General features: G+C 72.8%; 22 protein-coding genes. 10 read left to right on the top strand and 12 right to left on the bottom strand.

Annotated elements, in window-relative coordinates:
* Positions 1-100: 100 nt before the first annotated feature.
* A complete protein-coding gene (locus tag AC3RJ8_RS01930; RefSeq protein WP_489714285.1) occupies positions 101-862 on the top strand; it encodes a hypothetical protein in 762 nt (253 codons plus the stop codon).
* Between the two features lie 102 nt (positions 863-964).
* Here the strand turns inward: AC3RJ8_RS01930 and AC3RJ8_RS01925 are convergent, their stop codons facing one another.
* The 6 genes from AC3RJ8_RS01925 to AC3RJ8_RS01900 all read right to left on the bottom strand — a co-directional run bounded on the left by AC3RJ8_RS01925 (position 965) and on the right by AC3RJ8_RS01900 (position 6,905).
* Positions 965-1,273, bottom strand: coding sequence for a DUF1540 domain-containing protein (locus AC3RJ8_RS01925; protein ID WP_489714284.1), 309 nt, complete (start codon positions 1,271-1,273; stop codon positions 965-967).
* Positions 1,274-1,454: 181 nt separating this feature from the next.
* Entirely contained in the window at positions 1,455-1,907 is a 453-nt protein-coding gene (locus AC3RJ8_RS01920; protein WP_489714283.1) for a heat shock protein transcriptional repressor HspR, read from the bottom strand.
* A gap of 43 nt (positions 1,908-1,950) precedes the next feature.
* The gene (locus AC3RJ8_RS01915) at positions 1,951-2,943 is read right to left on the bottom strand and encodes a DnaJ C-terminal domain-containing protein (RefSeq protein WP_489714282.1); all 993 of its coding nucleotides are present in this window, start codon (positions 2,941-2,943) and stop codon (positions 1,951-1,953) included.
* A gap of 73 nt (positions 2,944-3,016) precedes the next feature.
* Positions 3,017-3,670 (bottom strand): nucleotide exchange factor GrpE, encoded by a 654-nt coding sequence (grpE, locus tag AC3RJ8_RS01910; protein ID WP_489714281.1) that lies wholly within the window; start codon positions 3,668-3,670, stop codon positions 3,017-3,019.
* Positions 3,667-5,547, bottom strand: coding sequence for a molecular chaperone DnaK (dnaK, locus tag AC3RJ8_RS01905; RefSeq protein ID WP_489714280.1), 1,881 nt, complete (start codon positions 5,545-5,547; stop codon positions 3,667-3,669). The genes grpE and dnaK overlap by 4 nt, the downstream gene beginning before the upstream one ends.
* A gap of 425 nt (positions 5,548-5,972) precedes the next feature.
* A complete protein-coding gene (locus tag AC3RJ8_RS01900; RefSeq protein WP_489714279.1) occupies positions 5,973-6,905 on the bottom strand; it encodes a cold-shock protein in 933 nt (310 codons plus the stop codon).
* Between the two features lie 184 nt (positions 6,906-7,089).
* Here AC3RJ8_RS01900 and AC3RJ8_RS01895 point away from each other — a divergent pair, with 184 nt between their 5' ends.
* The 3 genes from AC3RJ8_RS01895 (at position 7,090) to AC3RJ8_RS01885 (ending at position 11,365) form a co-directional block, all read left to right on the top strand.
* Complete coding sequence (locus AC3RJ8_RS01895) at positions 7,090-8,364, top strand: AAA family ATPase (protein WP_489714278.1); 1,275 nt, start codon at positions 7,090-7,092, stop codon at positions 8,362-8,364.
* Entirely contained in the window at positions 8,361-10,079 is a 1,719-nt protein-coding gene (locus tag AC3RJ8_RS01890; RefSeq protein WP_489714277.1) for a tetratricopeptide repeat protein, read from the top strand. The genes AC3RJ8_RS01895 and AC3RJ8_RS01890 overlap by 4 nt, the downstream gene beginning before the upstream one ends.
* Before the next feature lie 62 nt (positions 10,080-10,141).
* Positions 10,142-11,365, top strand: a complete 1,224-nt coding sequence (locus AC3RJ8_RS01885; RefSeq protein ID WP_489714276.1) for a glycosyltransferase — start codon at positions 10,142-10,144, stop codon at positions 11,363-11,365.
* Here AC3RJ8_RS01885 and AC3RJ8_RS01880 read toward each other — a convergent pair.
* Positions 11,343-11,522 carry a hypothetical protein gene (locus AC3RJ8_RS01880; RefSeq protein ID WP_489714275.1) on the bottom strand — a complete coding sequence of 60 codons (180 nt, stop codon included), beginning with the start codon at positions 11,520-11,522 and terminating at the stop codon, positions 11,343-11,345. The genes AC3RJ8_RS01885 and AC3RJ8_RS01880 overlap by 23 nt on opposite strands.
* A gap of 87 nt (positions 11,523-11,609) precedes the next feature.
* Between AC3RJ8_RS01880 and AC3RJ8_RS01875 the strand changes: the two genes are divergently transcribed.
* From AC3RJ8_RS01875 to AC3RJ8_RS01855, 5 genes are read left to right on the top strand one after another with little or no spacing between them, the layout of a single operon-like run.
* Entirely contained in the window at positions 11,610-11,945 is a 336-nt protein-coding gene (locus AC3RJ8_RS01875; protein WP_489714274.1) for an ArsR/SmtB family transcription factor, read from the top strand.
* Positions 11,942-12,433, top strand: a complete 492-nt coding sequence (locus AC3RJ8_RS01870; protein WP_489714273.1) for an SRPBCC family protein — start codon at positions 11,942-11,944, stop codon at positions 12,431-12,433. The genes AC3RJ8_RS01875 and AC3RJ8_RS01870 overlap by 4 nt, the downstream gene beginning before the upstream one ends.
* A 28-nt stretch (positions 12,434-12,461) precedes the next feature.
* Positions 12,462-13,592, top strand: a complete 1,131-nt coding sequence (locus AC3RJ8_RS01865) for an AI-2E family transporter (RefSeq protein WP_489714272.1) — start codon at positions 12,462-12,464, stop codon at positions 13,590-13,592.
* A 9-nt stretch (positions 13,593-13,601) separates the two neighbouring features.
* A complete protein-coding gene (locus AC3RJ8_RS01860) occupies positions 13,602-14,183 on the top strand; it encodes a 1-acyl-sn-glycerol-3-phosphate acyltransferase (RefSeq protein WP_489714271.1) in 582 nt (193 codons plus the stop codon).
* A gap of 14 nt (positions 14,184-14,197) precedes the next feature.
* Positions 14,198-14,749, top strand: coding sequence for a GNAT family N-acetyltransferase (locus AC3RJ8_RS01855; RefSeq protein WP_489714270.1), 552 nt, complete (start codon positions 14,198-14,200; stop codon positions 14,747-14,749).
* Positions 14,750-14,787: 38 nt separating this feature from the next.
* Here the strand turns inward: AC3RJ8_RS01855 and AC3RJ8_RS01850 are convergent, their stop codons facing one another.
* Entirely contained in the window at positions 14,788-15,711 is a 924-nt protein-coding gene (locus AC3RJ8_RS01850; protein WP_489714269.1) for a universal stress protein, read from the bottom strand.
* Positions 15,712-15,840: 129 nt separating this feature from the next.
* Between AC3RJ8_RS01850 and AC3RJ8_RS01845 the strand changes: the two genes are divergently transcribed.
* Positions 15,841-17,460 (top strand): sensor histidine kinase, encoded by a 1,620-nt coding sequence (locus AC3RJ8_RS01845; protein ID WP_489714268.1) that lies wholly within the window; start codon positions 15,841-15,843, stop codon positions 17,458-17,460.
* Between the two features lie 16 nt (positions 17,461-17,476).
* Here AC3RJ8_RS01845 and AC3RJ8_RS01840 read toward each other — a convergent pair whose 3' ends face one another.
* The 4 genes from AC3RJ8_RS01840 to AC3RJ8_RS01825 all read right to left on the bottom strand — a co-directional run bounded on the left by AC3RJ8_RS01840 (position 17,477) and on the right by AC3RJ8_RS01825 (position 22,067).
* On the bottom strand, positions 17,477-18,121 hold the full coding sequence (locus AC3RJ8_RS01840) for a response regulator (protein ID WP_489714267.1): 645 nt from the start codon (positions 18,119-18,121) through the stop codon (positions 17,477-17,479).
* A gap of 10 nt (positions 18,122-18,131) precedes the next feature.
* Positions 18,132-19,046, bottom strand: coding sequence for a universal stress protein (locus tag AC3RJ8_RS01835; RefSeq protein WP_489714266.1), 915 nt, complete (start codon positions 19,044-19,046; stop codon positions 18,132-18,134).
* 148 nt (positions 19,047-19,194) lie between these two features.
* Positions 19,195-19,734: a hypothetical protein gene (locus AC3RJ8_RS01830; protein WP_489714265.1), complete on the bottom strand. Its 540-nt coding sequence runs from the start codon at positions 19,732-19,734 to the stop codon at positions 19,195-19,197.
* Between the two features lie 272 nt (positions 19,735-20,006).
* Positions 20,007-22,067: a hypothetical protein gene (locus AC3RJ8_RS01825; protein WP_489714264.1), complete on the bottom strand. Its 2,061-nt coding sequence runs from the start codon at positions 22,065-22,067 to the stop codon at positions 20,007-20,009.
* Positions 22,068-22,215 lie beyond the last annotated feature (148 nt).

Raw genomic sequence — 22,215 nt, 5'->3', positions numbered from 1 at the left:
GTGGGCGGTGAGGCGCGGGTGAATCAATTCGTGACGCGGTTCACCCGCGCCGATTCACCAGAACTGCGTCATGATGAAGGCCTATGGACGTCTCACCATCATGAGCCTGACTCCCCACGGCGCACCGGCCGCCGACACCCGTGAACGCTGGCGTGCCGCCAGCCTGACGGAAGTGTGGTTGCGCCCCGGCGACTGGTACCACCCCGCGGTGGACGCCCTGGTCGAGGCGCTGGAGGCCGGTCGCTCGCCCGAGATGGCGGCGCACCGGCTGGGCACCGCCCGCAGCGCCGCCGGCATCGGCCTGGACGAGACGCTGGACGACCTGGCGTGCCTGTACCGGTCGGTGGGAGAACCGCTCGACGTCGATGCCGTGCGCGGTGCGGCACAGGGATGGGTCGAGGTCCGGGAGCGCGACCCGGCACCGACGGGCGTACGCGACCCCGCTACCGGCCTGCCGACGGCCGACTATCTCGGGGAGCGGCTGCGCGAGACCTACGGTCGCGCCGCGGCGAGCGGCGACGACGTCACGACGTCACACTGCCTGGTCGTGCTCGACGTCGCCGTGGACTCCCTGGGCGCGTGGCAACGGATGGCACGCGCGGCCTCGGTCGGCAGCACGCTCGACCAGGTCTTCGGCTCCGGTCACCCGATGGCGGCCCTGAGCGACGGCGTCTTCGCGGTCCTCTGCGAGCGCGACCCGGAGACCACCCGCCTCGCACAGTCGGTGCGCAGCATCGTGGAGCGCAACGCCGAGGTGCTGGGGGTCGCGGGGAGCATCCGGCGCCCGGTCCGTGTGTGGGTGGAGCGCCTGCCGATCTCGCACGAGAATGCCGTCGACCTGCTCAGGCACCTGCGCCGCTGACCGAGGGCCGCACCGACGGCGGCCTCGGTGGGACCACGTCGCGAGGCCCCGGACGGTGCGTCCGGGGCCTCGCTGCTGCACCGTCGGTCGGTGCGCGACGGGTCAGCGCGTCTCGAAGGTGAGGCAGTCGGCGTGATTCGGGTCCTGTGGACCGGCGCCGACGCGGATGGAGCTGGCCGCGCACTCCAGCTCCTCGTTGTGGACGCAGTCGACCCGCTGGCAGGCGCCGACGTGCGCGACGACCTTCTCCAGGCCGCCCTTGGTGCTGAGCGGGATGAACGTGGCGCAGGACGCGTCACCGGGCACCCCGGCGATCGTCACCGCACCGGCGTGACAGTCGTGGTCGTGGTTGTAGCTGCAGCCGTCGACGGTGCAGCTCGTGACCTCGGGCATCTCCATCAGGGTCGTCATGGTGCGCTCCTCGTGTCAGGTCTCGTCGTCGCCGTGATCTCGATCATAGGCACGAATTCGATTCCTGCACAGGAAGGAGAAACATTCCTACCAAAGTAAGGAAAGCCTTGCCAGAGGAGAATTCAATAACGAAAGAATGACGTCCCGAAAATTGTCCGACGGCGGACGGGGCGTCCGGGCGTCAGTCGCGGTGCGGCGTCGGGCGCCACAGCACCAGGGCGCCGCCCTGCTCACGACGCGTCTCGACGTAGAGCTCGGTGCGCCGCACCCGCTGCCCGCGCGGCACCGCCACGACGTCCCCCGCGGTGCCGGCCGCGAAGACGCGGCCCTCGGCGCGCTCACGCTCGGCGAGCACGCTCGCGAGCTCGTGCAGGCGCTGCTCGAGCACCGCGACGTGCTGCTCGAGGTCGAGGATGCGCTTCACCCCGGCGAGGTTGATCCCCTCGTCCTGCGCGAGGTGCTGGACCTCCAGCAGGCGCGCGACGTCGCGGCGGGAGTACCGCCGCCCGCGTCCGCGGGTACGACGCGGCACCACGAGCCCGAGGCGGTCGTACTGGCGGAGGGTCTGCGGGTGCATGTCCGTCAGCTGTGCGGCCTGCGACACCGTGAGCACGGGTGCGTCGTCGGTGACCATGGCGACCTCCTTCGCTCCCTGACCTGATCCGGCGGACCCGACCCTACTGCGCGGCCTGAGCCGACAGCTCCGCGCGCACGTCCTCGCCGTCGGCCTCCGCGGCGAAGTCCTCCAGCGCCTTCTTGGCGCCCTTGCTCAGCTTCTGCGGGACCACCACCTGCACGGTCACCATCAGGTCGCCGGTGCGCTTGGCCGTCGCCACCCCGCGCCCCTTGACCCGCAGCACCCGGCCCGACGGCGTCCCGGAGGGCACCTTCAGGCGCACCTTCTCGCCGGAGAGCGTCGGCACCTCCACCGTGGTGCCCAGCGTGGCCTCCGCGAAGGTGACCGGCAGAGTCATGCGCAGGTTGGCACCTTCGATCGAGTACACCGGGTGCTCGGTGACGTGCACCGCGATGAGCAGGTCGCCCGCGGGACCGCCGGCCTGCCCGGGCCGACCCTTGCCGCGCAGCCGGATCTTCTGCCCGTCGTGCACCCCGGCCGGGATGCGCGCGGTGATCTTCTTACCGTCCACGGTCAGCTCCACCGTGGTGCCCTCCACCGCGGCACGGAACGGGAGCGTGGCGCGCGTCTCGACGTCGGCGCCCTTGCGCTGCTGCGGACCGCCGAACCCGGCCAGGCCGCCACCCATGCCGCCGCCGAACATCGAACCGAGGATGTCCTCGAACCCGCCGCCGGACTGGTACTGCTGATACTGCGGGCCGGCGCCCGGACGGGCGCTGCCGCCGAACATCGAGCTGAACACGTCCTCGAAGCCGCCGGACGCACCGCCCGGTCCGGCGTTGAAGCGTGCGCCGCCGCCGGCCATCGAGCGCACCGCGTCGTACTGCTGGCGCTGCTCGGTGTCCGAGAGCACGGCGTAGGCCTCGCCGATCTCCTTGAAGCGGGTCTCGGCGGAGGCATCCCCCGGGTTCTGGTCCGGGTGGTACTGACGCGCCAGCTTGCGGTACGCCTTCTTGATGGCCGCCTGGTCGGCGTCCTTGGGGACGCCGAGCGCGGCGTAGAAGTCCTTCTCGATCCAGTCCTGACCGGTCACGACGTCCCTTCCTTGTCTCCTCGGACGCGGCGGGCGCGGCCCCTGGCGGCACCAGGGGCCGCGCCCGCCACCGTCACTCGGGTCCGACGACGCCCACGCGGGCGGCGCGGACCACCTTGTCACCGATGCGGTAGCCGGGCTCGACGACCAGGTTGACCGTGGTCGCCTCGGCCTCGGCGTCCGTGTTGTGCATGAGCGCCTCGTGCACGGTCGGGTCGAACTCCTCGCCCACCTGGCCGAAGCGCTCGATGCCGAACTTGGCGAGCGACGCGTCGAGCTTCTCCGCGATGGCGGCCATCGGCCCCGACAGCTCGGCGTGCTGCTTGGCACGCTCGATGTCGTCGAGCACCGGCAGCAGCGCCGCGAGGACGTCCTGCGTGCCCTGGGTCCGCGCGGCCTCCTGGTCACGCAGCGCCCGGTTGCGGTAGTTCGTGAAGCTCGCGCGCTCCCGCTGCAGGGCGTCGAGGTTCTCCGCCGCCTGGGCCTTGGCCTGCAGCAGCTCGGAGTCCTCGACCGCCTCGCCCGAGGGCTCGAAGTCGAGCGCCTCCAGCGGGTCGCCGGCGTCGGCCCCCGCGCCCGCGGCGTCGGACGTGTCCGACGCCTGCTCGGGGCGCTTCTCGCCCGACGTGGGGTCGACCTTGCGCTTGTCCCTGAACTGGAAGGGGGTGTCCCCCGAGCGGCCTTCCTCCGGCTGCTCGGGGGTTCCCTGCGTGTCGTCAGACGTCACTTGGCGTCCTTCTTGTCGTCCTCGTCGTCCACGATCTCGGCGTCGACGACGTCCTCGTCGGAGTCCTTCGACTCCGGCGTGGCGCCGTCGGCCGGTGCGCCCTCGGCGCCAGCACCCGCGGCCTGCTCGGCCGAGTACAGGGCCTCACCGATCTTCTGCGAGGAGGCGCCGAGCTTCTCGTAGGCGGTCTTGACGGCGTCGGCGTCCTCGCCCTCCAGGGCGGTCTTCACGCCGGCGATGTCCGCCTCGACCTCGGTGACGACGTCGGCGGGGAGCTTGTCGCGGTTGTCCGCGATCTGCTTCTCCATCGAGTAGGCGAAGGACTCCGCCTGGTTGCGGGTCTCGGCCTCCTCGCGACGCTTCTTGTCCTCCTCGGCGTGCTCCTCGGCCTCCTTGACCATCCGGTCGATGTCCTCCTGCGGGAGGGCGGACCCGCCGGTGATCTTCATCGACTGCTCGGTGCCCGTGCCGCGGTCCGTGGCGGACACGTGCACGATGCCGTTCGCGTCGATGTCGAAGGTGACCTCGATCTGCGGGACGCCGCGCGGCGCCGGCGCGATACCGGTCAGCTCGAAGGTGCCCAGCGGCTTGTTGTCCCGGGTGAACTCACGCTCGCCCTGGAACACCTGGATCGCCACCGACGGCTGGTTGTCCTCGGCCGTGGAGAAGATCTCGCTGCGCTTGGTCGGGATGGCCGTGTTGCGCTCGATGAGCTTGGTCATCACGCCGCCCTTGGTCTCGATGCCGAGGGACAGCGGGGTGACGTCGATGAGCAGGATGTCCTTGCGCTCACCGCCGATGACACCGGCCTGCAGGGCGGCGCCGACGGCGACGACCTCGTCCGGGTTGACGCCCTTGTTGGGCTCCTTGCCACCGGTGAGCTCTCGCACGACGTCGGCCACGGCCGGCATGCGGGTGGAACCGCCGACGAGCACGACGTGGTCGATCTCCGAGATGGAGACGCCCGCGTCCCGGATGACCGCGTGGAACGGCTCCTTGGTGCGGTCGATGAGGTCCTGCGTCATCTGCTGGAACTGCGCGCGGGTCAGCTTCTCGTCCAGGTGGACGGGGCCGTTCTCGCTCATCGAGAGGTACTGCATCGAGATGTTGGTGCTCGTCGCGGAGGAGAGCTCCTTCTTGGCCTGCTCGGCCGCCTCGCGCAGACGCTGCAGGGCGATCTTGTCCTTGGACAGGTCGACGCCCGCGGAGTTCTTCACCTGCTTGATGAGGTGCTCGACGATGCGCTGGTCCCAGTCGTCACCACCGAGGCGGTTGTCACCGGAGGTGGCGCGCACCTGGATCGTGGAGAAGTCGTCCTCGTCCTTGCCGACCTCGAGCAGGGAGACGTCGAACGTGCCGCCACCGAGGTCGAAGACGAGGATGAGCTCGTCCTCCTTGCCGCGGTCGAGCCCGTAGGCGAGCGCCGCGGCGGTCGGCTCGTTGACGATGCGCTGCACCTTGAGGCCGGCGATCTGGCCGGCATCCTTCGTGGCCTGGCGCTCGGCGTCGTTGAAGTACGCCGGGACGGTGATGACGGCGTCGGTGACGGCCTCGCCGAGGTACTCCTCGGCGTCGCGCTTCAGCTTGCCCAGGATGCGGGCGCTGATCTCCTGCGCGCTGTACTTCTTGTCGTCGATCTCCTGCGACCAGTCGGTGCCCATGTGGCGCTTGACCGAGCTGATGGTGCGGTCGACGTTGGTGACGGCCTGCCGCTTGGCGACCTCTCCGACGAGAACCTCGCCGTTCTTGGAGAACGCGACGACGGACGGGGTGGTGCGGGCACCCTCGGCGTTCGCGATGACGGTGGGCTCGCCGCCCTCCAGGACGGCGACCACCGAGTTGGTGGTTCCGAGGTCGATGCCGACTGCACGAGCCATGGTGGTGCTCCTTCGTGACGGGGATTGAGTCGTCTGCACTCAACTTAGGACGCGGCGCCGGAGGTGTCCAGCCACGGGCGTCAAAGTTGAGTCTGCTTCACTCAACTTCCACGGTGCGGCGACTATTCCACCTGCTGGGAGCGGTGTTCGCCGTGAGCGAAATGCCGCTCCTCCAGCCTCGATCGACCTCGCTCCTGGCCCGGCCGGGACCGCCGCACGGAGCGCGCCGACGTCCGCCGAAGCGAAAGGCGCAAGCGAGGTGAACGCACGACAGGATCCGTGACGGCTGTGCGCATCTCGGATCCGCCGTGCGTGAGAATCACGCAGCGCGTGATCGACGTGCGCTGCGCCGGAGCCGGTCACGCCGAGCGGAAGACGTCGATCCGCACACCGCCCGGCGGCAAGGGGCTGTGGAGCGCGTCAGCTCAGATCAGCTCGACGCCGTCGGCCTGCGGGCCCCGGTCGCTCTGCCGGACCTTGAAGCGGACGCGGTCGCCCTCCTCCAGGACCTCGTCGCCCCGCACGACCGACACGTGCACGAACAGGTCCGCGCCCCCGGAGTCGGGCGAGATGAACCCGAAGCCGCGGTCCGCGTCGTATCGCGCGACCGTGCCCTCGCCGCCGCGCACCGGCGCGCCCGATCCCGGGCGACTCGACCGACCGCGGTCCGCGCCCCCGCGAGCACCGCCGGCACCGCGCACGAGCCGCACGTTGCGGGCGTTCGGTCCCTTGTCGCCGTCGACGACGTCGTACGTCACGCGGGCACCCTCGGACAGCTCGGTCAGCCCGCCGGCGAGCGCCTTGGCGTGGACGAAGACGTCCTCGCCGCCGGCGTCGGGGACGATGAACCCGAAGCCCTTGGTGCCGTCGTAGAAGGTCACCGTGCCGTCCGCGCCGTCGGAGGCCACCGCCTGCGGGGCGGCCTGGGCCCCGAGCGGGAGCAGGTGGTCCGCCTGCGGCCCCTTCTCCCCGTCGACGACGAGGAACGCCACCCGCTGACCCTCCACGATCACACCGTCGGTGACGATGGCCGAGCTGTGCACGAAGATCTCGCCGCGACCGCCGTCGGGCGTGACGAAGCCGTACCCCTTGGCGGGCTCGTACCAGTTGACGGTGCCGAGCACGCCCACGGGGGCGTCGGCGGCGAGATCGCCCGTGACACGGACGCGGCGTGCCTGCGGGCCCCGGTCACCCTCGCCCACTTCGAACTCGACGGCCTGCCCCTCGCGGAGCGCCTTGGGCCCCTCGTCGCCGACGATCTCGGACGCGTGGACGAACAGGTCCTCGGCCTCGTTCCCGCGGTCGATGAAGCCGAAACCTCGGTCGGCGTCGAACCATCGGACAGTTCCCTGGTGCACTGAGGACTCCTCGTCTTGGCAGATGTTGCTGCCTCCAGTGTCCCTGACGGAACCGCAGCCAGGCGGCTCCGGCCACCTCCCGGGGCGAGAGACTTCCCACGGTGCCGCGGCGGGCGCGGGCTGTAGCATCCACACCTGTCCGGTGCGCCACTCCGTGTCCTGCAGCCAGCCGAGGAGCCCTCCCGTGTCCGACATCCTGGAGCACATGGCCGTGGCCGTGCAGGCCGCCCCCGAGAACGCACCCCTGCGCGTGCAGTACGCCCGCCTGCTGCTGGAGCACGACCGCCACGCGGAGGCGCTCGAGAACGCCAGCACGGCCCTGCGTCTCGACCCGACGGACGGCACCGCCCTCGCCCTCGTCACCGAGGCCGCGGCCGCGCTGACGGCCCCAGCGCAGGCGGCACCGGACCCGGCACCGGAAGCGACGTCGTCGGACGCTCAGGGCTTCGACTGGGAGCGGGTGGAGGCCGAGCTGGGCGTCGACGTCCCGCAGCCGTTCGTGGAGGACGCCCCGGCGGGACCGAGCGACGAGCCGTCCCCCGTGCCCGTCCACGACGAGACACCCTCGGCGGAGGGTCTGCTCGAGGTCTCCCACGAGACGATCACGCTGGACGACGTGGGCGGCCTGGAGCCTGTGAAGAAGCGCATCCGCGAGGCGTTCCTCGAACCGATGCGCCACCAGGCGATCGCCAAGGCCTTCGGCAAGTCGCTGCGCGGCGGGCTGCTGCTGTACGGGCCTCCCGGGACGGGCAAGACGTTCATGGCGCGGGCTGTCGCCGGCGAGCTCGGCGCGCGGTTCCTCACCGTGACGCTCGCGGACATCCTCGACAAGTACATCGGGCAGAGCGAGCAGAACCTGCACCGGCTCTTCCAGCGGGCCCGGACGCTCGCGCCGGCCGTCCTGTTCCTCGACGAGGTCGACGCGATCGGGGGCAAGCGGACCCAGTACTCGGGGTCGTCAGGGATGCGGACCGTCGTCAACCAGCTCCTGCAGGAGATGGACGGCATGGGGTCGGACAACGACGGCCTGTTCGTGCTCGGTGCGACCAACCACCCCTGGGACGTCGACAGCGCCCTGCTGCGACCCGGCCGGTTCGACCGCATGATCCTCGTGCTCCCGCCGGACGCGCCCGCGCGCCGGTCGATCCTCCGCCACTACCTGGAGGGCCGACCCGTCGCGGGGATCTCGCTGTCGACCATCGTGGACCAGACCGACGGGTTCTCCGGGGCGGACCTGGAGCACCTGTGCGCCTCGGCCGCCGAGAAGGCGATGACGGACTCGATCGCCAGCGGGGAGATCCGTCCCATCTCCATGGACGACGTCCGGGCGGCGCTGACCGAGGTGCGCCCGTCGACGACGGCGTGGCTGCAGTCGGCGCGCAACGTCGTGTCGTTCGCCAACAACGACGGGCGCTACGACGAGCTGGCGGCGTACCTGCGGTCGCGCCACATGCTGTGAGCACCGGGTCCCCACCCGGGCACGACCCGGTGGCCGGGCAGGTCACGCGCGCCGAGATGCTGGTCGACGCCGGCCGGCCCGAGCAGGCGCTCGACGGCATCACGGCCGCGCTGGCCGAGCACCCGGACGACGTCCGGCTGCACCTGACGGCGGGCTGGCTCCACCTGCGCCTGCAGCGTTCCGCGGAGGCGCAACGGATCCTCGAGCAGGTCGTGGCGGGCTCGCCGGACCTCGCGCAGGGACACGTGCTGCTGTCCGTCGCCCGGCAGAACTGCGGCCGGCTCACCGAGGCGCGCGCCGCCGTCGAGCGCGCGCTCGAGCTCCGGCCCGACGACGCGGCGACCCTCGTCCAGCACGCCGACGTCCTCCTGAGCGGCCGCGTGCGACCCCAGGACCGCAAGCTGGCGAGGGGGCAGGTCGCCCGGGCCCTCGAGCTCGAGCCGGAGAACCCGAGCCGGCTCCTCGGCGCCGCGTCGATCCACACCCGGCTGGGCGAACGCGACCGGGCCCGCGCGCTCGTGCGCCAGGGCCTGGCGACGGCCCCGCAGCACGAGGGCCTGCTCTACGCCGACGCCCAGCTCTCGGTGGACGACGGTCAGCACTCCAAGGCGCTCGTCGGGGTCCTCGCGCAGAACCCCGAGCATGCCGAGGCCGGGTACGTGCTGTTCCTGCGCGTCTGGCAGCGACTGCTCGCGCCGATGGACACGGCGATCGCCGTCGTGACCGCAGCCGTGCTCCTGCTGGCGTGGACCATGCGGGACAGCATGGTCGGACTCCTCCCGATCTGGGCCGCGGTCCTCGCCGTGCTGCTCGTCGTCTCGGCGTTCCGGTCGTGGTCGGTGCTGCACCACGTGCCCCGGGTGCTGGTGCGCCGCAGCCTGCTCGACGGCACCTGGCCCGGTCGCCTCGGCACGGTCGGGCTGGTGACGGGGTGGGTCGCCGCGGTCCTCGCGCTGGCCACCCTGCTCCTGGTGCGCGACGCCGTCGCCGTCCGGTGGTTCCTCGTCGTGCTCGCCCTCGCGCTGCTGATTGCGGGGACCGGCGCGGTCATGCTGCCGCGCACCATGCTGCGGCACGCGCGGGACGCCGGGCACCTCGGGGCCTCCGAGCCGGGCCTGACGCGCATGGATGCGCTGCGCGGCAGCTTCCGGGCGACGACGGCACGCCGGGCCGCGCTCGTGGTGCTCGTCGCGCTGCCGAGCGCAGCGACCGCATCGGGTGCCGCACGGCCCGACGCGCTGCCCGTCGCGGCTCTCGGTGCCGTCACGTGGCTGCTCCCTGGCCTCCTGGCCGTCTGGCAGCTCCGTGCGCTCGGCGCCGCCCTGCGCCGGAAGGGCGCCGAGCCCGCCGCCACCGGGGGCGCCGGACGTGGCGCGCGCGAGACCGTGAGCGTCGCGGGGCTCGTCCTGGCCACCGCGGTGATCGGCGCGAGCGGGTTGTTCGCCGTCGCGCACGTGCCCGTCCTGCCGAACGAGCACGACGCCGACGGCCGGTACGTCGCGACGCCCGGGTCCGGTGTCTCGGACTCGACGTGCGGCGGGTCGCGCTACACCCGGATCAGCTGCGTCCTGCGGGAGAACCGGGAGCGGATGGAGGAGTGGGAGGACCGCGAGCCGATCGACATCCCGACCTTCGACCTGGACGTCCCGGAGATCCCCGACGTCGAGGACCTCGACGGCCCAGCGATCGACGTCCCGGACGGCGGGACGGGCTGAGGGGAGCGGCGCGGGGGCTCGACGCACCATACTCGTGGTGACGACCACCGATGGGGGTACGCGTGAGCACCGTCCTGTTCTGCCCGGTGATGTTCAACCTCGCGGAGACCACGCGCATGATCCAGGTCGCCCGCGCCCTCGACCCCGCGCACTCACCGGTGTTCATGGGCTACGAGCACGACTACGTCGACCTGGTCCGCGATGCGGGCTTCCCGTACCGCGCGTGCCTGCCGGCGTGGTCGCGCGCGCAACGGGACCAGGCGCTGGCGTTCGACCAGGGTCGGTCCTTGCGCACTCCCTTCACCACCGCGCTGATGCGCGAGCGGGTGGCGGTCGAACGCCAGCTCGTCCGGAAGACCGGGGCCCGTGCGGTGGTGACCGGATCGAACCTCACGTCGTTCCTCTCTGCCCGGGCGGAGGGCGTCCCGCTGTTCTACCCGGTTCCGTTCGCGCTGACCGGTCCGCAGGTCGAGCAGACACGCCGGATGGAGTTCGTCGGCGGCGGGAGCGGTCTGGCCCGTGCCGCTGACCGCCTCGCGACGTCGGCCTTCCGCTGGGCGTACACCTCGGCGCCGCTCGCTCCACGAGCGTTCGCGACGGTCGCCCGCGAGCACGGGGTGCCGGCCCTGCGCACGGCCGCCTCGCTGCTCCGCGCGGACCACAACCTGCTCACCGAGATGGACTGGGAGCTCGACGGCTTCGATCTACCGGACGACTTCGAGCGGGTGGGCCCGATCTTCGCCCACCTCGACGCGCCGCTGCCGCCCGTGGTCGAGGAGCTGGCCGCCGCACCGGAGCCGCTGGTGTACCTGGGGCTCGGGTCGTCGGCGAGCCGAGCCCTGGTGCTGCGAACGGCACGTGCCCTCGCGGACCTGCCGGTGAACGTCGTCGCGCCCGTGCGCCACTACCTCAAGCCCGACGACGTCCTGCCGCCGAACGTCCACGTCACCGACCTGCTGCCCGCCCACCGCCTCGGCGGCCTGGTGGACGCCGCCGTGCTGCACGGCGGGCAGGGCACGGTGCAGACCGCCTGCGCGACCGGCGTGCCGTTCGTCGGCATGGGTCTGCAGCCGGAGCAGACGTGGCACGTGCGCCGGTGCGCGGAGCGCGGCAACGCCGTCGCGGTCTCACCTCGGCGGGTCGGCGCGCAGGACTTCCGCACGGCCGTGCACCGCGTGCTGCACGACCCGGCCGTCCGGACCGCCGCAGCCGAGGTCCGGGAGGCATACGCGGGCGCGGACGGCGCCGCGGCCACCGCCCGCGTCATCGAGCGCCACATCGCCTGAGGCACGCGCCACTCAGCTCCAGATCCCGGCCGCTCAGCGGACGCGGGCGATCGCGAACCTGTCCCAGCGCACGCGCCGCGACCAGCGCCTCGTCCTCGGTGACCAGCTCACCGGCCAGATAGTCGTCGACGTCGCCCCACTGCTCCCCGGTGTCCATGCCCCGATCCTGGCACGCCGTCCCGTCCGGCGTCCGATCCGCGACGGCAGGTCTGCGCAACGCGTAAGAACCTGCTTACCTATATCCATGGACGTCTTCGAGGCCCTCGGCACCCCGCACCGGCGCCGCATCGTGGAGCTGGTCTCCGCCGAGGAGCGCACCGCCGGGGAGATCGCCTCGCACTTCGCGATCTCCCGCCCCGGCGTGTCCCAGCACCTGACCGCCCTGGTCTCCGCCGGGGTCCTCACCGCCCGCAAGGCCGGCCGCGAGCGCCGCTACTCCCTGCGCACCGAGACCCTCGCGGAGGCGGGGGCCTGGCTCGAGGCCCAGCAGCACCGGTGGAACGACGCGCTCGACCGGCTCGAGCGCGAGATCGCCGCCGACGAGATCGGCGCAGCACCCGACGAGAGAGGGACACCATGACAATCGACACCGCCCGCGGCACCCTGGGTCTCGACCCGTCCGGGACCGCGCAGATCCAGTTCGTCCGGCACCTGCCCGTTCCTCCGGAGCGCGCCTGGGCGTGGCTCACCGACCCCGAGCTCCTGGAGCGCTGGCTGCCGGGCTGCCGCATCGAGCCGCATGTCGGTGGCGGGGCCGTGTTCGACTTCGGTGAGGAGGGCACGGCCACCGGCGAGGTCACCGCGGTCGAGGAGCCCTCCCTGATCGAGCACACCTGGGTCTGGGACGGCGTCCCCGACTCGGTGGTGCGCTGGGAGCTGGCGGCCGACGACGGCGGCACGCGCCTCACGCTGACCCATGCGGACGTGGCCTCGGGCCCCGCGCCCGAGTTCGCCGTCGGATGGCACGTCATGCTCGACACGCTCGCCTTGGCGGCTGACGGAGCGGACGACCCCGTGGCGGCCGCGTGGTCGCAGATCGAGGACGTGGCCGCTCTCTACGCGGCGTGACGGCAGCAGCGCCCGGTAGGTTCGGGCCATGAACCCTGTCGACGCCGCCGCCGTCGGGAACGACCGTTCCACCCTGGAACGCTGGGGACGACGCGCCTGGGCGTTCGTGGGGCTGGCGCTGGCGGCGGTCGCGGTCTATCTGGGCACGTCGCTGATCTCGGGGCTCGTCGTGCCGCTGATCGTGGCGCTCGTGGTGGGCGCGCTGTTCGCCCCGCTGTGCTCGCGGCTCACCCGGTGGATGCCGCGCTGGCTCGCCGCGATCGTCGTGCTGCTGGGTCTGCTGCTCGTCGCGGCGGGGACGGTCGGGCTCGCGATACGAGGCGTCGTGCAGCAGGCTCCGGAGATCGGCCGGCAGCTCACCATCGGGTTCGACGCCGTCCAGGTCTGGGCGGCCGACCTCGGCCTGGAGATCCCGGAGGTCGACGACAGCGAGGCGGGCGGGCTCCCCCCGTGGGGCACCGTGCTGCTGTCCGGATTCACGGCGCAGCTCGGCAACGTGTTCTCCGGCACCGCGGCGCTGGCGATGGGCACGTTCGTCGGCCTCTTCCTGCTCTACTTCATCCTGGCCGACTGGGACTCCTTGACGCGGTGGACCGCCCGCCATCTGGGCGTCACCGAGGACGTCGGTGCCGGGATCATCGACGACAGCACGTGGGCGATGCGGCGGTACTTCCTCGCCCTGACGGCCTCCAGCGTCGTCGTGTCGGTCATGGTCGGCGTCACCGCCTGGCTCCTCGACCTCCCGCTGGCCCTCACCATCGCCGTCGTCACGCTCATCACCTCGTACGTGCCGTTCCTCGGCGCGATCGTCTCGGGGGCGTTCGCGGTGCTCATCGCGCTCGGATCCGGTGGCCTGGTGCCCGCCCTGGTGATGCTCGCCGTGATCCTCGTCGCCCAGAACGGCGTGCAGACGATCATCCAGACCTTCATGACCCAGGGGGCGCTGCGCCTCCACCCGATCGTCATCCTCGGCTCGACGATCGCTGGTGGCGCCCTGTTCGGCCTGCTGGGCGCCGCGCTGTCGACGCCCGTGGTCGCCATCCTCCTCAAGATCGTCGAACGGCTGCGCGCCCTCGACCGCACGGCGACGGGTCCGGCCGCGGACGGCGGCACACCGGACACCGACGACGCCGCACCGGCCCCGGCGGCGCGCGACTAAACTCGGACGATGCTCAACCCGTTGCGCCGCGCCGTCGCAGGCCTCTTCTGGCGACTCAGCCGGTGGACCCTGCGCAGCGAGCCGGCCCCTCGCCAGGCCGGCATCCTCATCGGCGCACCCCACACGTCCAACTGGGACTTCGTGCTGATGCTCGCCATCTCCTGGCGGCTCGGCCTGGACATCCGCTGGCTGGGCAAGCACACGCTGTTCAACGGCTGGAAGGGCCCGGTCATGCGGGCTCTCGGCGGCATCCCCGTCGACCGCCGCGACCCGTCGCGCGTCGTGCACGACGTCCTGGACCACGTGTCCCGGGGCGAGGTCTTCCACCTCGTGGTCACCCCCGAGGGCACCCGCTCCGGCGAGGGCTGGAAGTCCGGCTTCTACCGGATCGCCCGCGAGGCCGGGCTGCCCGTCACCCTCGGCTACGTGGACCGCACCACCATGACCACCGGCCTGGGCCCGACCCTCGACCTCACCGGCGACGTCGGTGCCGACATGGACCGCATCCGCGCCTTCTATGCCGACAAGGCCGGGTACAACCCGCAGCTGCGCACCGAGCCCCGCCTGCGCTCGGAGTCCGACGGCTTGTAGCTAGGCTCGCCGTCGTGCCCCTGCCGATCTCCCTGCCCGACGGCATCACCCTGCGCCTGCTCCGGTCCGACGACGGGCCGGGGCTCGCCGCGGCGTACACCCGCAACCGCGAGCACCTCGCACCGTGGGAGCCGGCGCGGACCGAGGCGTTCTTCACCGCCGAGCGCCAGACCGCGCAGGTCCTGGTCGGGCTCCGCGAGCACGAGGCTGGACGGCAGTGCCCCCTGGTCCTGGCCCGCGGCGACGCGATCGTCGGCCGCGTGAACGTCAGCGACGTCGTCCGCGGCGTCTTCCAGAACGGGCACCTCGGCTACTGGGTCGACGCCGGGCTCGCCGGCCGCGGGATCATGACGGCCGCCGTGCGGGCCACCGTCGGACTGGCCCGCGACGACCTCGTGCTGCACCGCCTGCAGGCGGCGACCCTCCTCCACAACACGGCGTCCCAGCGGGTCCTCGAGCGGGCCGGGTTCGCCCGCATCGGCCTGGCTCCGCGGTACCTGCGCATCGCCGGACGCTGGGCGGACCACCTGCTGTTCCAGCGGATCCTGCACGACGAACCCGCCTGACCGCCAGGGGGGCCGGCGGTCAGGCGGGAGCCAGGGGGTCACGGCTGCGCGTGCGCCACGATGACAGGGCACGGAGCCTCTCGCCCGAGGCGGTCGGGCACGGACCGCAGGACGCGTCCCATGACCGGGGTGTGCCGGCGTCCGCCGACGACGAGCACGTCGTGGCGGCCGAGGCGCGAGGCGACGACGTCCGCGTCCGACCCGTGCTCCACCTGGACGGACCAGTGCACGGTCGGGTACTTCTCCTCCCAGCGCCTCATCTCCTCCTGGAGCTGCTCCTTCGCCTCGTCGCGGTACTCGTGAACCCAGCCACCGGCGATCGCGTACGGGCCCGCGAGGAACTCCTCCGTCAGGGCGTGGACCGCGACCAGCGGCGCGCCGGCGTGCCGGGCCTCGTCGAAGGCGAGGTCGAGCACCCGGTCCAGGTGGTCGTCGAAGTCCACCGCGGCGACGACGCGCCACACCGGTCCGACGACGTCGGCCGCCGAGGCGGACCGCAGCGCGACGGGGTCGGTGGGCACCACGGCGACCGTGCCCTTCGCCATCGCCAGGAGCGCCGCGGAGACCGAGCCGAGCACCAGGCGGTCCAGGGCGTTGAGGCCCCGCCGCCCGACGACCACCAGCTCGCTGTTCTCGGAACGCTTGACGAGCACGCCGGCGGGCGCGCCCTCGACGGTCTCGTGGTCGATGTCCTCGACCGCGGGCACCGAGCCGGGCCGACGACGACGCAGCTCGGCGAGGCGACGCATCGCCGAGCCCACGACGTCCTCGGCGGACTCCCGCAGGGACGCCAGCCCCGTCCCGTAGGTGTCGGCGAGCGGCATGGTGGTCACCTCGAAGGCGGACAGCACCGTCAGCCGTTGCCGGCGTCGGACCGCCTCCGCGGCGGCCCACTCGAGCGCCTGGTCGCCGGCCGACGAACCGTCGATCCCGACGACCACTCCGTACCGCTTCTCGCTCATGGCGTCCTCCTCCATAGGTCCTGGACACCAGTACGCCACGCGGGCACGGGCCGCAGAAGGGGCTGTCGACCCCGGCGCGCGGGACCAAGGTCCCGGGCCGGACAGGCCCGGCACCGCTAGCGTGGCCACATGAGCGACGACGCGGACGTGCTGCTGGGAGCGGTGCTGTCCGTGGGCCGCGGCCTCGACCTCGAGACGACGCTGCAGCGCGTCGTGCAGGCCGCCGCCGACATCGCCGACGCCCGCTACGCCGCCCTGGGGGTCCTCGGCGAGGACGGGCAGATCGCCCAGTTCATCACCGTCGGGCTCACCGAGGACGAGATCCGTGCCATCGGCCCGTACCCCCGTGGCCGGGGACTGCTCGGCGAGCTGATCCGGCACCCGGTGGCCCTGCGGCTGCCTGACATGAGCGCGGACCACCGCTCGGTCGGCTTCCCCGCCCACCACCCCCCGATGCGGACCTTCCTGGGTGTCCCGCTCCGGGTCCGCGGCAGCGCGTTCGGCAACCTGTACCTCACCGACAAGCGCGGCGGCATGGAGTTCAGCGCCGAGGACCAACGGCTCGTCGAGGCGCTCGCCTCGGCCGCCAGCGTCGCCGTCGAGAACGCCCGGCTGTACGACGAGGCCCGGCTGCGGGAGCGCTGGGCGCACGGCAACGACGAGATCTCCCGCCGGGTCCTGGAGGGCGACGCGCCGCAGGAGGTGCTCGACGCCGTCGCGCGCGAGGCGTTGCAGGTCGCGGGAGCCGACGTGGCCGTGCTGGCCACCGTCCCCGACGAGTCGGCCGACCGCCTGCGGGTGCGCTCGGCCCATGGACCGGGCACCGAGGGCCTCGTCGGCGCCGACGTCCGGCTGGAGGGGACCTTCGCCGCGGAGGCCTACGTCTCCGGCCGTCCCGCCGTCACGGCCGACGCCGCCTCCGACCGGCGCCAGACGCTCTCGTTCAACCCGCCCAGCGTCGTCGGCCCGCTCGCCGCGCTGCCGCTCGGAGGGCCGGGACGGACGGCCGGGGTCCTCACCGTCGGGCGACGGCTGGGCACCCCGCCGTTCCCGCGGGTGGTCGTCGACGCGCTGGCCGCGTTCGCCGCACAGGCCGCGGTCGCCCTCGAGCTCGCCGAACGCCGTCGCGACGCCGAGCGGCTCGCGGTCGTCCGCGACCGGGACCGCATCGCCCGCGACCTGCACGACCTGGCGATCCAGCGCCTGTACGCCACCGGGCTGTCCCTGGAGGGTGTCGGACGGCGGCTGCAGGACGACGCCCCCGCCGACGCCGACCGGGTGAACCGGGCCGTGGGCGATCTCGACGAGACGATCAGCCTGATCCGCACCACGATCCGCGGGCTGCGCCCGTCCACCGGCGGCGCGCGCAGGGTCGGCGTGCGCGCCCGCCTCGTCGCCGAGGTCGACGCGGCCACCCGCACCCTCGGCTTCACCCCCGCGCTGCGCATGACCGGGCCTGTGGACACCCTGGTGGCCCCGCCCGTCGGGGACCACCTCGTGGCCGTGGTCCGTGAGGCGCTGTCGAACGTCGCCCGGCACGCCGAGGCACGCACGGCGAGCGTCGACCTCGTCGCCGGGGACGAGATCACGCTCACCGTGCGCGACGATGGGGGCGGGCTCCCGGCCGGGGCGGCCCGGAGCGGGCTGGCGAACCTCGAGAGACGCGCCCAGGAGCTGGGCGGGACGTTCGCGGCCGAGGACGCGCGGCCGGGGACACAGCTGCGCTGGAGCGTCCCCCTGGCGCCGTGACGCCGTCGTCGTCGGCTCAGGGCCGTTCGAGGCGGGTGGCGAGCACGGCCGCCTGGACGCGGCGCTCCAGGCCGAGCTTCGCCAGCACGCTGGAGACGTAGTTCTTCACGGTCTTCTCCGCGAGGTACAGCTCGGCACCGATCTGCCGGTTGGTGAGCCCCTGGCCGATGAGTGCCAGCACCCGACGCTCCTGGGTGGTGAGGTCCGCCAGAGGGTCGGCGTCCGGCCGGTCCTGGGACCGCATCCGTTCCATGACCAGCCGGGCCGCCCGGGGGTCGAGCGTGGACCCCCCGGCGGCGACCGTCCGGATCGCCGCGAGGAGGTCGTTGCCCCGCACCTGCTTGAGGACGTAGCCCGCCGCGCCGGCGAGGATCGCGTCGAACAGGGCCTCGTCGTCGTCGAAGGACGTGAGCATGAGGCACGCGACGTCCGTGGTGGACCGCAGCTCGCGGCACACGCTCACCCCGTCGCCGTCGGGGAGCCGGACGTCCAGCACCGCGACGTCCGGCCGCAGCGCCGGGATGCGGGCCAGCGCCTCCGAGGCCGACCCCGCCTCGCCGACGACCTCGAGGTCGGGCTCGGCCTCGAGGAGGTCCGCGACGCCGCGACGGACGACCTCGTGGTCGTCCAGGAGGAAGACCCGCACGGACTGCTCGCTCATGGTCATCAGGCTACGCGTGGGCCACGATGACCGGGCACTCGACGTCCCGCCCGAGGCGGTCGGCGTCCGACCGGAAGATCCGTCCGAGGACGGGCGCGTGCGGCCGACCGCCGACCACGACGAGGTCGTGCCGGCTGAGCCGTCGGGTGAGCACGTCGACGATCGACCCGCGTGCCATCTCGATGGTCCGCTGCACCGTCGGGTGCTTCCGCTCCGCACCGACCAGCTTGTCCTGGAGGCGGGCCGTCGCCTCGGTCTCGTACTCGTGGACCCAGGCGGTCTCCATGGCGTAGGGACCGGCGATGAACTCCGAGTGGAGTGCGTGGACCAGGAGCAGCGGGACGCCGGCGTGCGCGGCCTCCTCGAAGGCGAGGTCGAGCACCCGGTCCAGGTGGTCGTCGAAGTCCACCGCGGCGACGACGCGCCACACCGGACCGACGACGTCTCCCGGGCAGTCCGCCGTCGCCGCGACGGGGTCGAACGGCACGACGGCCGCCGGACCGTTCGCCCGGGCCGACACGACCGCGGAGACCGAGCCCAGGACGACCCGGTCGAAGGCGTGCAGACCACGTCGGCCGACGACCACGAGCGCGCTGCTCCCGGAGTGCTCGACGAGCGCGCCAGCTGCCGAACCGCGCACCGTCTCCCAGCTGATGTCGTCGGCCTCGGGCACCTGGCCGGCGCACTCCTCGCGGGCCTTCGCCAGCCGGTCGGCGGCCCGTCCGACCACCTGGGTGGCCTCGTCGTGCCTCGCCTCCGGCCCGATCCCGTTGCCGGTGCCGCCCGGGACGGTCGAGACGTCGTACGCACTCAGCACGGTCAGCGTGGTGCCCCGGCGGACGGCTTCCGCCGCCGCCCAGAAGAGCGCCTGGTCGCTGTCCGCCGAGCCGTCCACGCCGACGACCACTCCGTGTCGCTCGCTCATCGCATCCTCCTCGGTCCTGTTCCTCCATCGTGCGGGACCCGGACCTGCCCGGCACGACGTGCCGCGGCCCCCAGGTCCCACCGTGCCGACGACCCCGAGGCCGGGGGCCTCGGGGAGTGTCAGCGGTGCGATCGGTCCCGCGCCACGCTCAGCGCAGGATCGGGTAGCGCTGGACGAGGTCGGTCGCGGCCCAGCGGCGGCCGAGCCCGAGCGTGTCGCCCGCAGCGACGGCGGCCAGACCGATGAGCAGGACGGCCTCGATGAGGTGGTCGTCCAGGAACGGGTTGACCTCGATCGGCAGCGCGGCCATCCACATCATGACCAGCAGCAGGGCGCCCGAGACGGCGGCGATCCGCATCCCGATGCCGAGCGCGAAGGCCAGGCCGATGCCGAGCAGGCCGAGCATGAACAGCCAGTCGATGACGGCGACGCCTGCGAGCGCCCCGAAGAACCCGGCGAACGGGCCCTCGACGTGGCTGAGGAAGCCCTCCGTCGGCGAGCCCCCGGTGAGCCAGGCGTTCTCGGCCGGCGTCGACAGCCCCAGACCGAACGTCTTGTCCGCGAAGGCCCCCAGGAACTGGAAGGCGATGAGCAGGCGGAGCACCGCGAACGTGTACGCGGCGGCGGGCGACAGCCTGCGCTCCGGCGTGGTGGGGACCGACTGCGGACCCCGGACGGTGGTCGTCATGGCTTCCTCCTCCGGCCGGGGAGCCCGGCCCTCGCTGCCCGGATCCGTCCCCGGGCGACGAGACCAGCATCGCCGCCACGGACCCCGCCACGGCAGGGTGCAACGGCCCGGACCTGGGGGTACGTCGGCCCTGCACGACGGGCCGAAGGTCCCGACCCGGGCACGGAGGTCGCGGCGCCGGTCCGCCGCCGCCTGCTGACGACGCGGACGACGCGGACGACGCGGACGACAACGGCCTGTGGCGGGACGCCACGCCGTCTTCGGGTGAGCCCCTACCCGCCGACGGGCGTCTTCGCGCCGTCGGTTCCGTCGTCGGCCACGTCTCCCGGCGAGGGCGCGTCCGGCGCCGCACCCTCCGCCGTCGTGCCCGGCGCCGCGAGGACCGCGACGACCTGGGGCTCGGTGAGGACCACGGGACGACGACGACGGCGACGCACGAGCAGCACCGGCACGAGCACCAGCAGCGCGAGCAGGACCAGCCCGCCGCCGACGATGCCGATCCCCACCCAGAGCGCGCGGCCGGCCTGCTCGGAGGTATCGTCGGCGAGCGCCTGGGCCTGGTCCATCTCGCCGTCGTCGAGCGCCGCACGCGCCTCGACAGCGGTGGCCTCGACGTCGAGCACGGCCTCCCCCAGCTCGGTGAGCACATCACTCTGGGCGGCGACGGACTGCGACACCTGGCCCACCCGAGCGATCGCCGCGTCAGCGTCCTGCAGGAGGGGCGCGAGATCCTCGAACTTGCTGCGAGAGGCGTCCTCGTAGGCGCGCCGCACGGAGTCCGGGACGGGAAGGCCCTCGCGCTCGGCGGTCTGCTGAACCTCGGCGGCGAGCGGCGCCGATGCACCGATCTCCTCGGCGTTCTTCAGCGCGGCGTCGAAGTTCCACCGGGTCATCTCCGCGCGCAGCCCGAGCGGTGGCAGCCAGTCGCCGTCCGACTCATCGACCGTCCCGTAGGTCTCCCGCGCCTCGGCGCGAGCCTCCAGCAGGGCCTTGCCATCGGCATCGAGCACCCACCGGTCCAGGACCTTCTCGGCTCCGTCGGCGGCTCCGTGCATCTCGAGGAGGTCGAGGAACCGTCCCCAGTCGGTGGTGCCCGCCAGCTGGCCGGGACGGTCCGGGTCGGCGTACACGCTCGTCCCCTCGACGACGTCGGCTACCAGCGCCGTGAAGTCGGCGCCCTCCAGACCGGCCGTGAGCTGCTTCGCCGCCGTGTAGGCGGCGGCATACCCGTAGGCCTCCTCCTCGGGCTCGAGGGTGTAGGCATCCGCCCACTCTGCGAGCGGATAGGCGATCTTCGCCTTCCGGCGCGGAGGCTCGAGAGCCTCGGCCTCGGCATCCAGCGCGTCGACGGCCCGATGCGCGACGACCTCGGTCAGCCCTTCGGCGAGCCACCGGCCCTCGATCGTGTCGTAGTTGAGCCAGGCGTGCGTCAGCTCGTGCAGGAGGAGGGACGGGTCGAGGCTCTCGTCGACCACGATCTCCCGTTCGTCGTCGCTGAACCACCCGCCGTAGCCGAGCACGTTCGGGGACGTGTCCTGGCGGACCGTGTCGATGCTGGCCGGCCACTCGCTGCCCACGATGCCCGCCACGACGGGGATCCCCGTCTCCAGGTGGTCGGCGGCGAACTCCTGCCACCTCGTGTCGCCGGGGAAGCTGTGCAGGGTGATGACGTCCTCCCCGACGGTGACGTCGCGGGTGTCGGACTTCTCGGGGTCCCGCAGGGAGACGGCTGCCCACGTCCCGTACTCGTCGGTGCGCTCGTCCAGGGTGTAGACGTTCTTGCCGCCCTGACGCTTGGTGTCGAACTCCACGGAGGCGTCGAAGTCCATGCGCCGCGGGGCGACGACCTCCACGCTTGTGCGACCTTCGTCGCCGGTGGTCTGTGCCGCGAAGGTGGCGAAGCCGGGACCGACCCGGACCCAGTCCTTCGACCGGAAGCCTGACCCTCCGATCTCGTAGGTCCACGTGATGGTTCGCGTCCGCCCGTAGTTGAGCGGGGCGAAGGACGCCGTGGCCCACTGGATACTGGGGTCCTCGGGCTCGTCCTCCAACCTCACCGACAACGAGGCACCGCCGCTGGTGGCCCGCACATTCTTCGCGCTGGCCGGCACCGCGATCCCGTACGCGTCGAAGTAGTAGATGTACGAGCCGCTGTTCGGCGTGACGTTCGTGATGGTGGTGGTGATCTGCGCGGTCACGGCCCCCTTGGCCTTGACCACGTACCGCGCACGGGACTCCTCCGTGAGGCCGTCGGCCGCCGCGGCAGGGCCGACGCCGGCCGGTGCGAGGAGGCCCCCGAGGGCCAGCCCGAGCGCGACGACGGCTGTCGTCATGCGGCGGAGCGGGCGCCCCGATCGATTCGTCCGGGTCCGGTCCGCGCGCGCCACGTCTACTCCGTCGTGTTGTCCTGCGACGACCCCCTGGCCGTCGCAGGTGATGGTAGCGGCACCGGGTGACCGGTCGGTATCCGGTCGGGCAGGA

The organism is Isoptericola sp. MSGPD8_1_ISO-PGPR-S23-394 (assembly GCF_058072785.1).
This window is presented reverse-complemented; position numbering and strand designations above follow the sequence as displayed.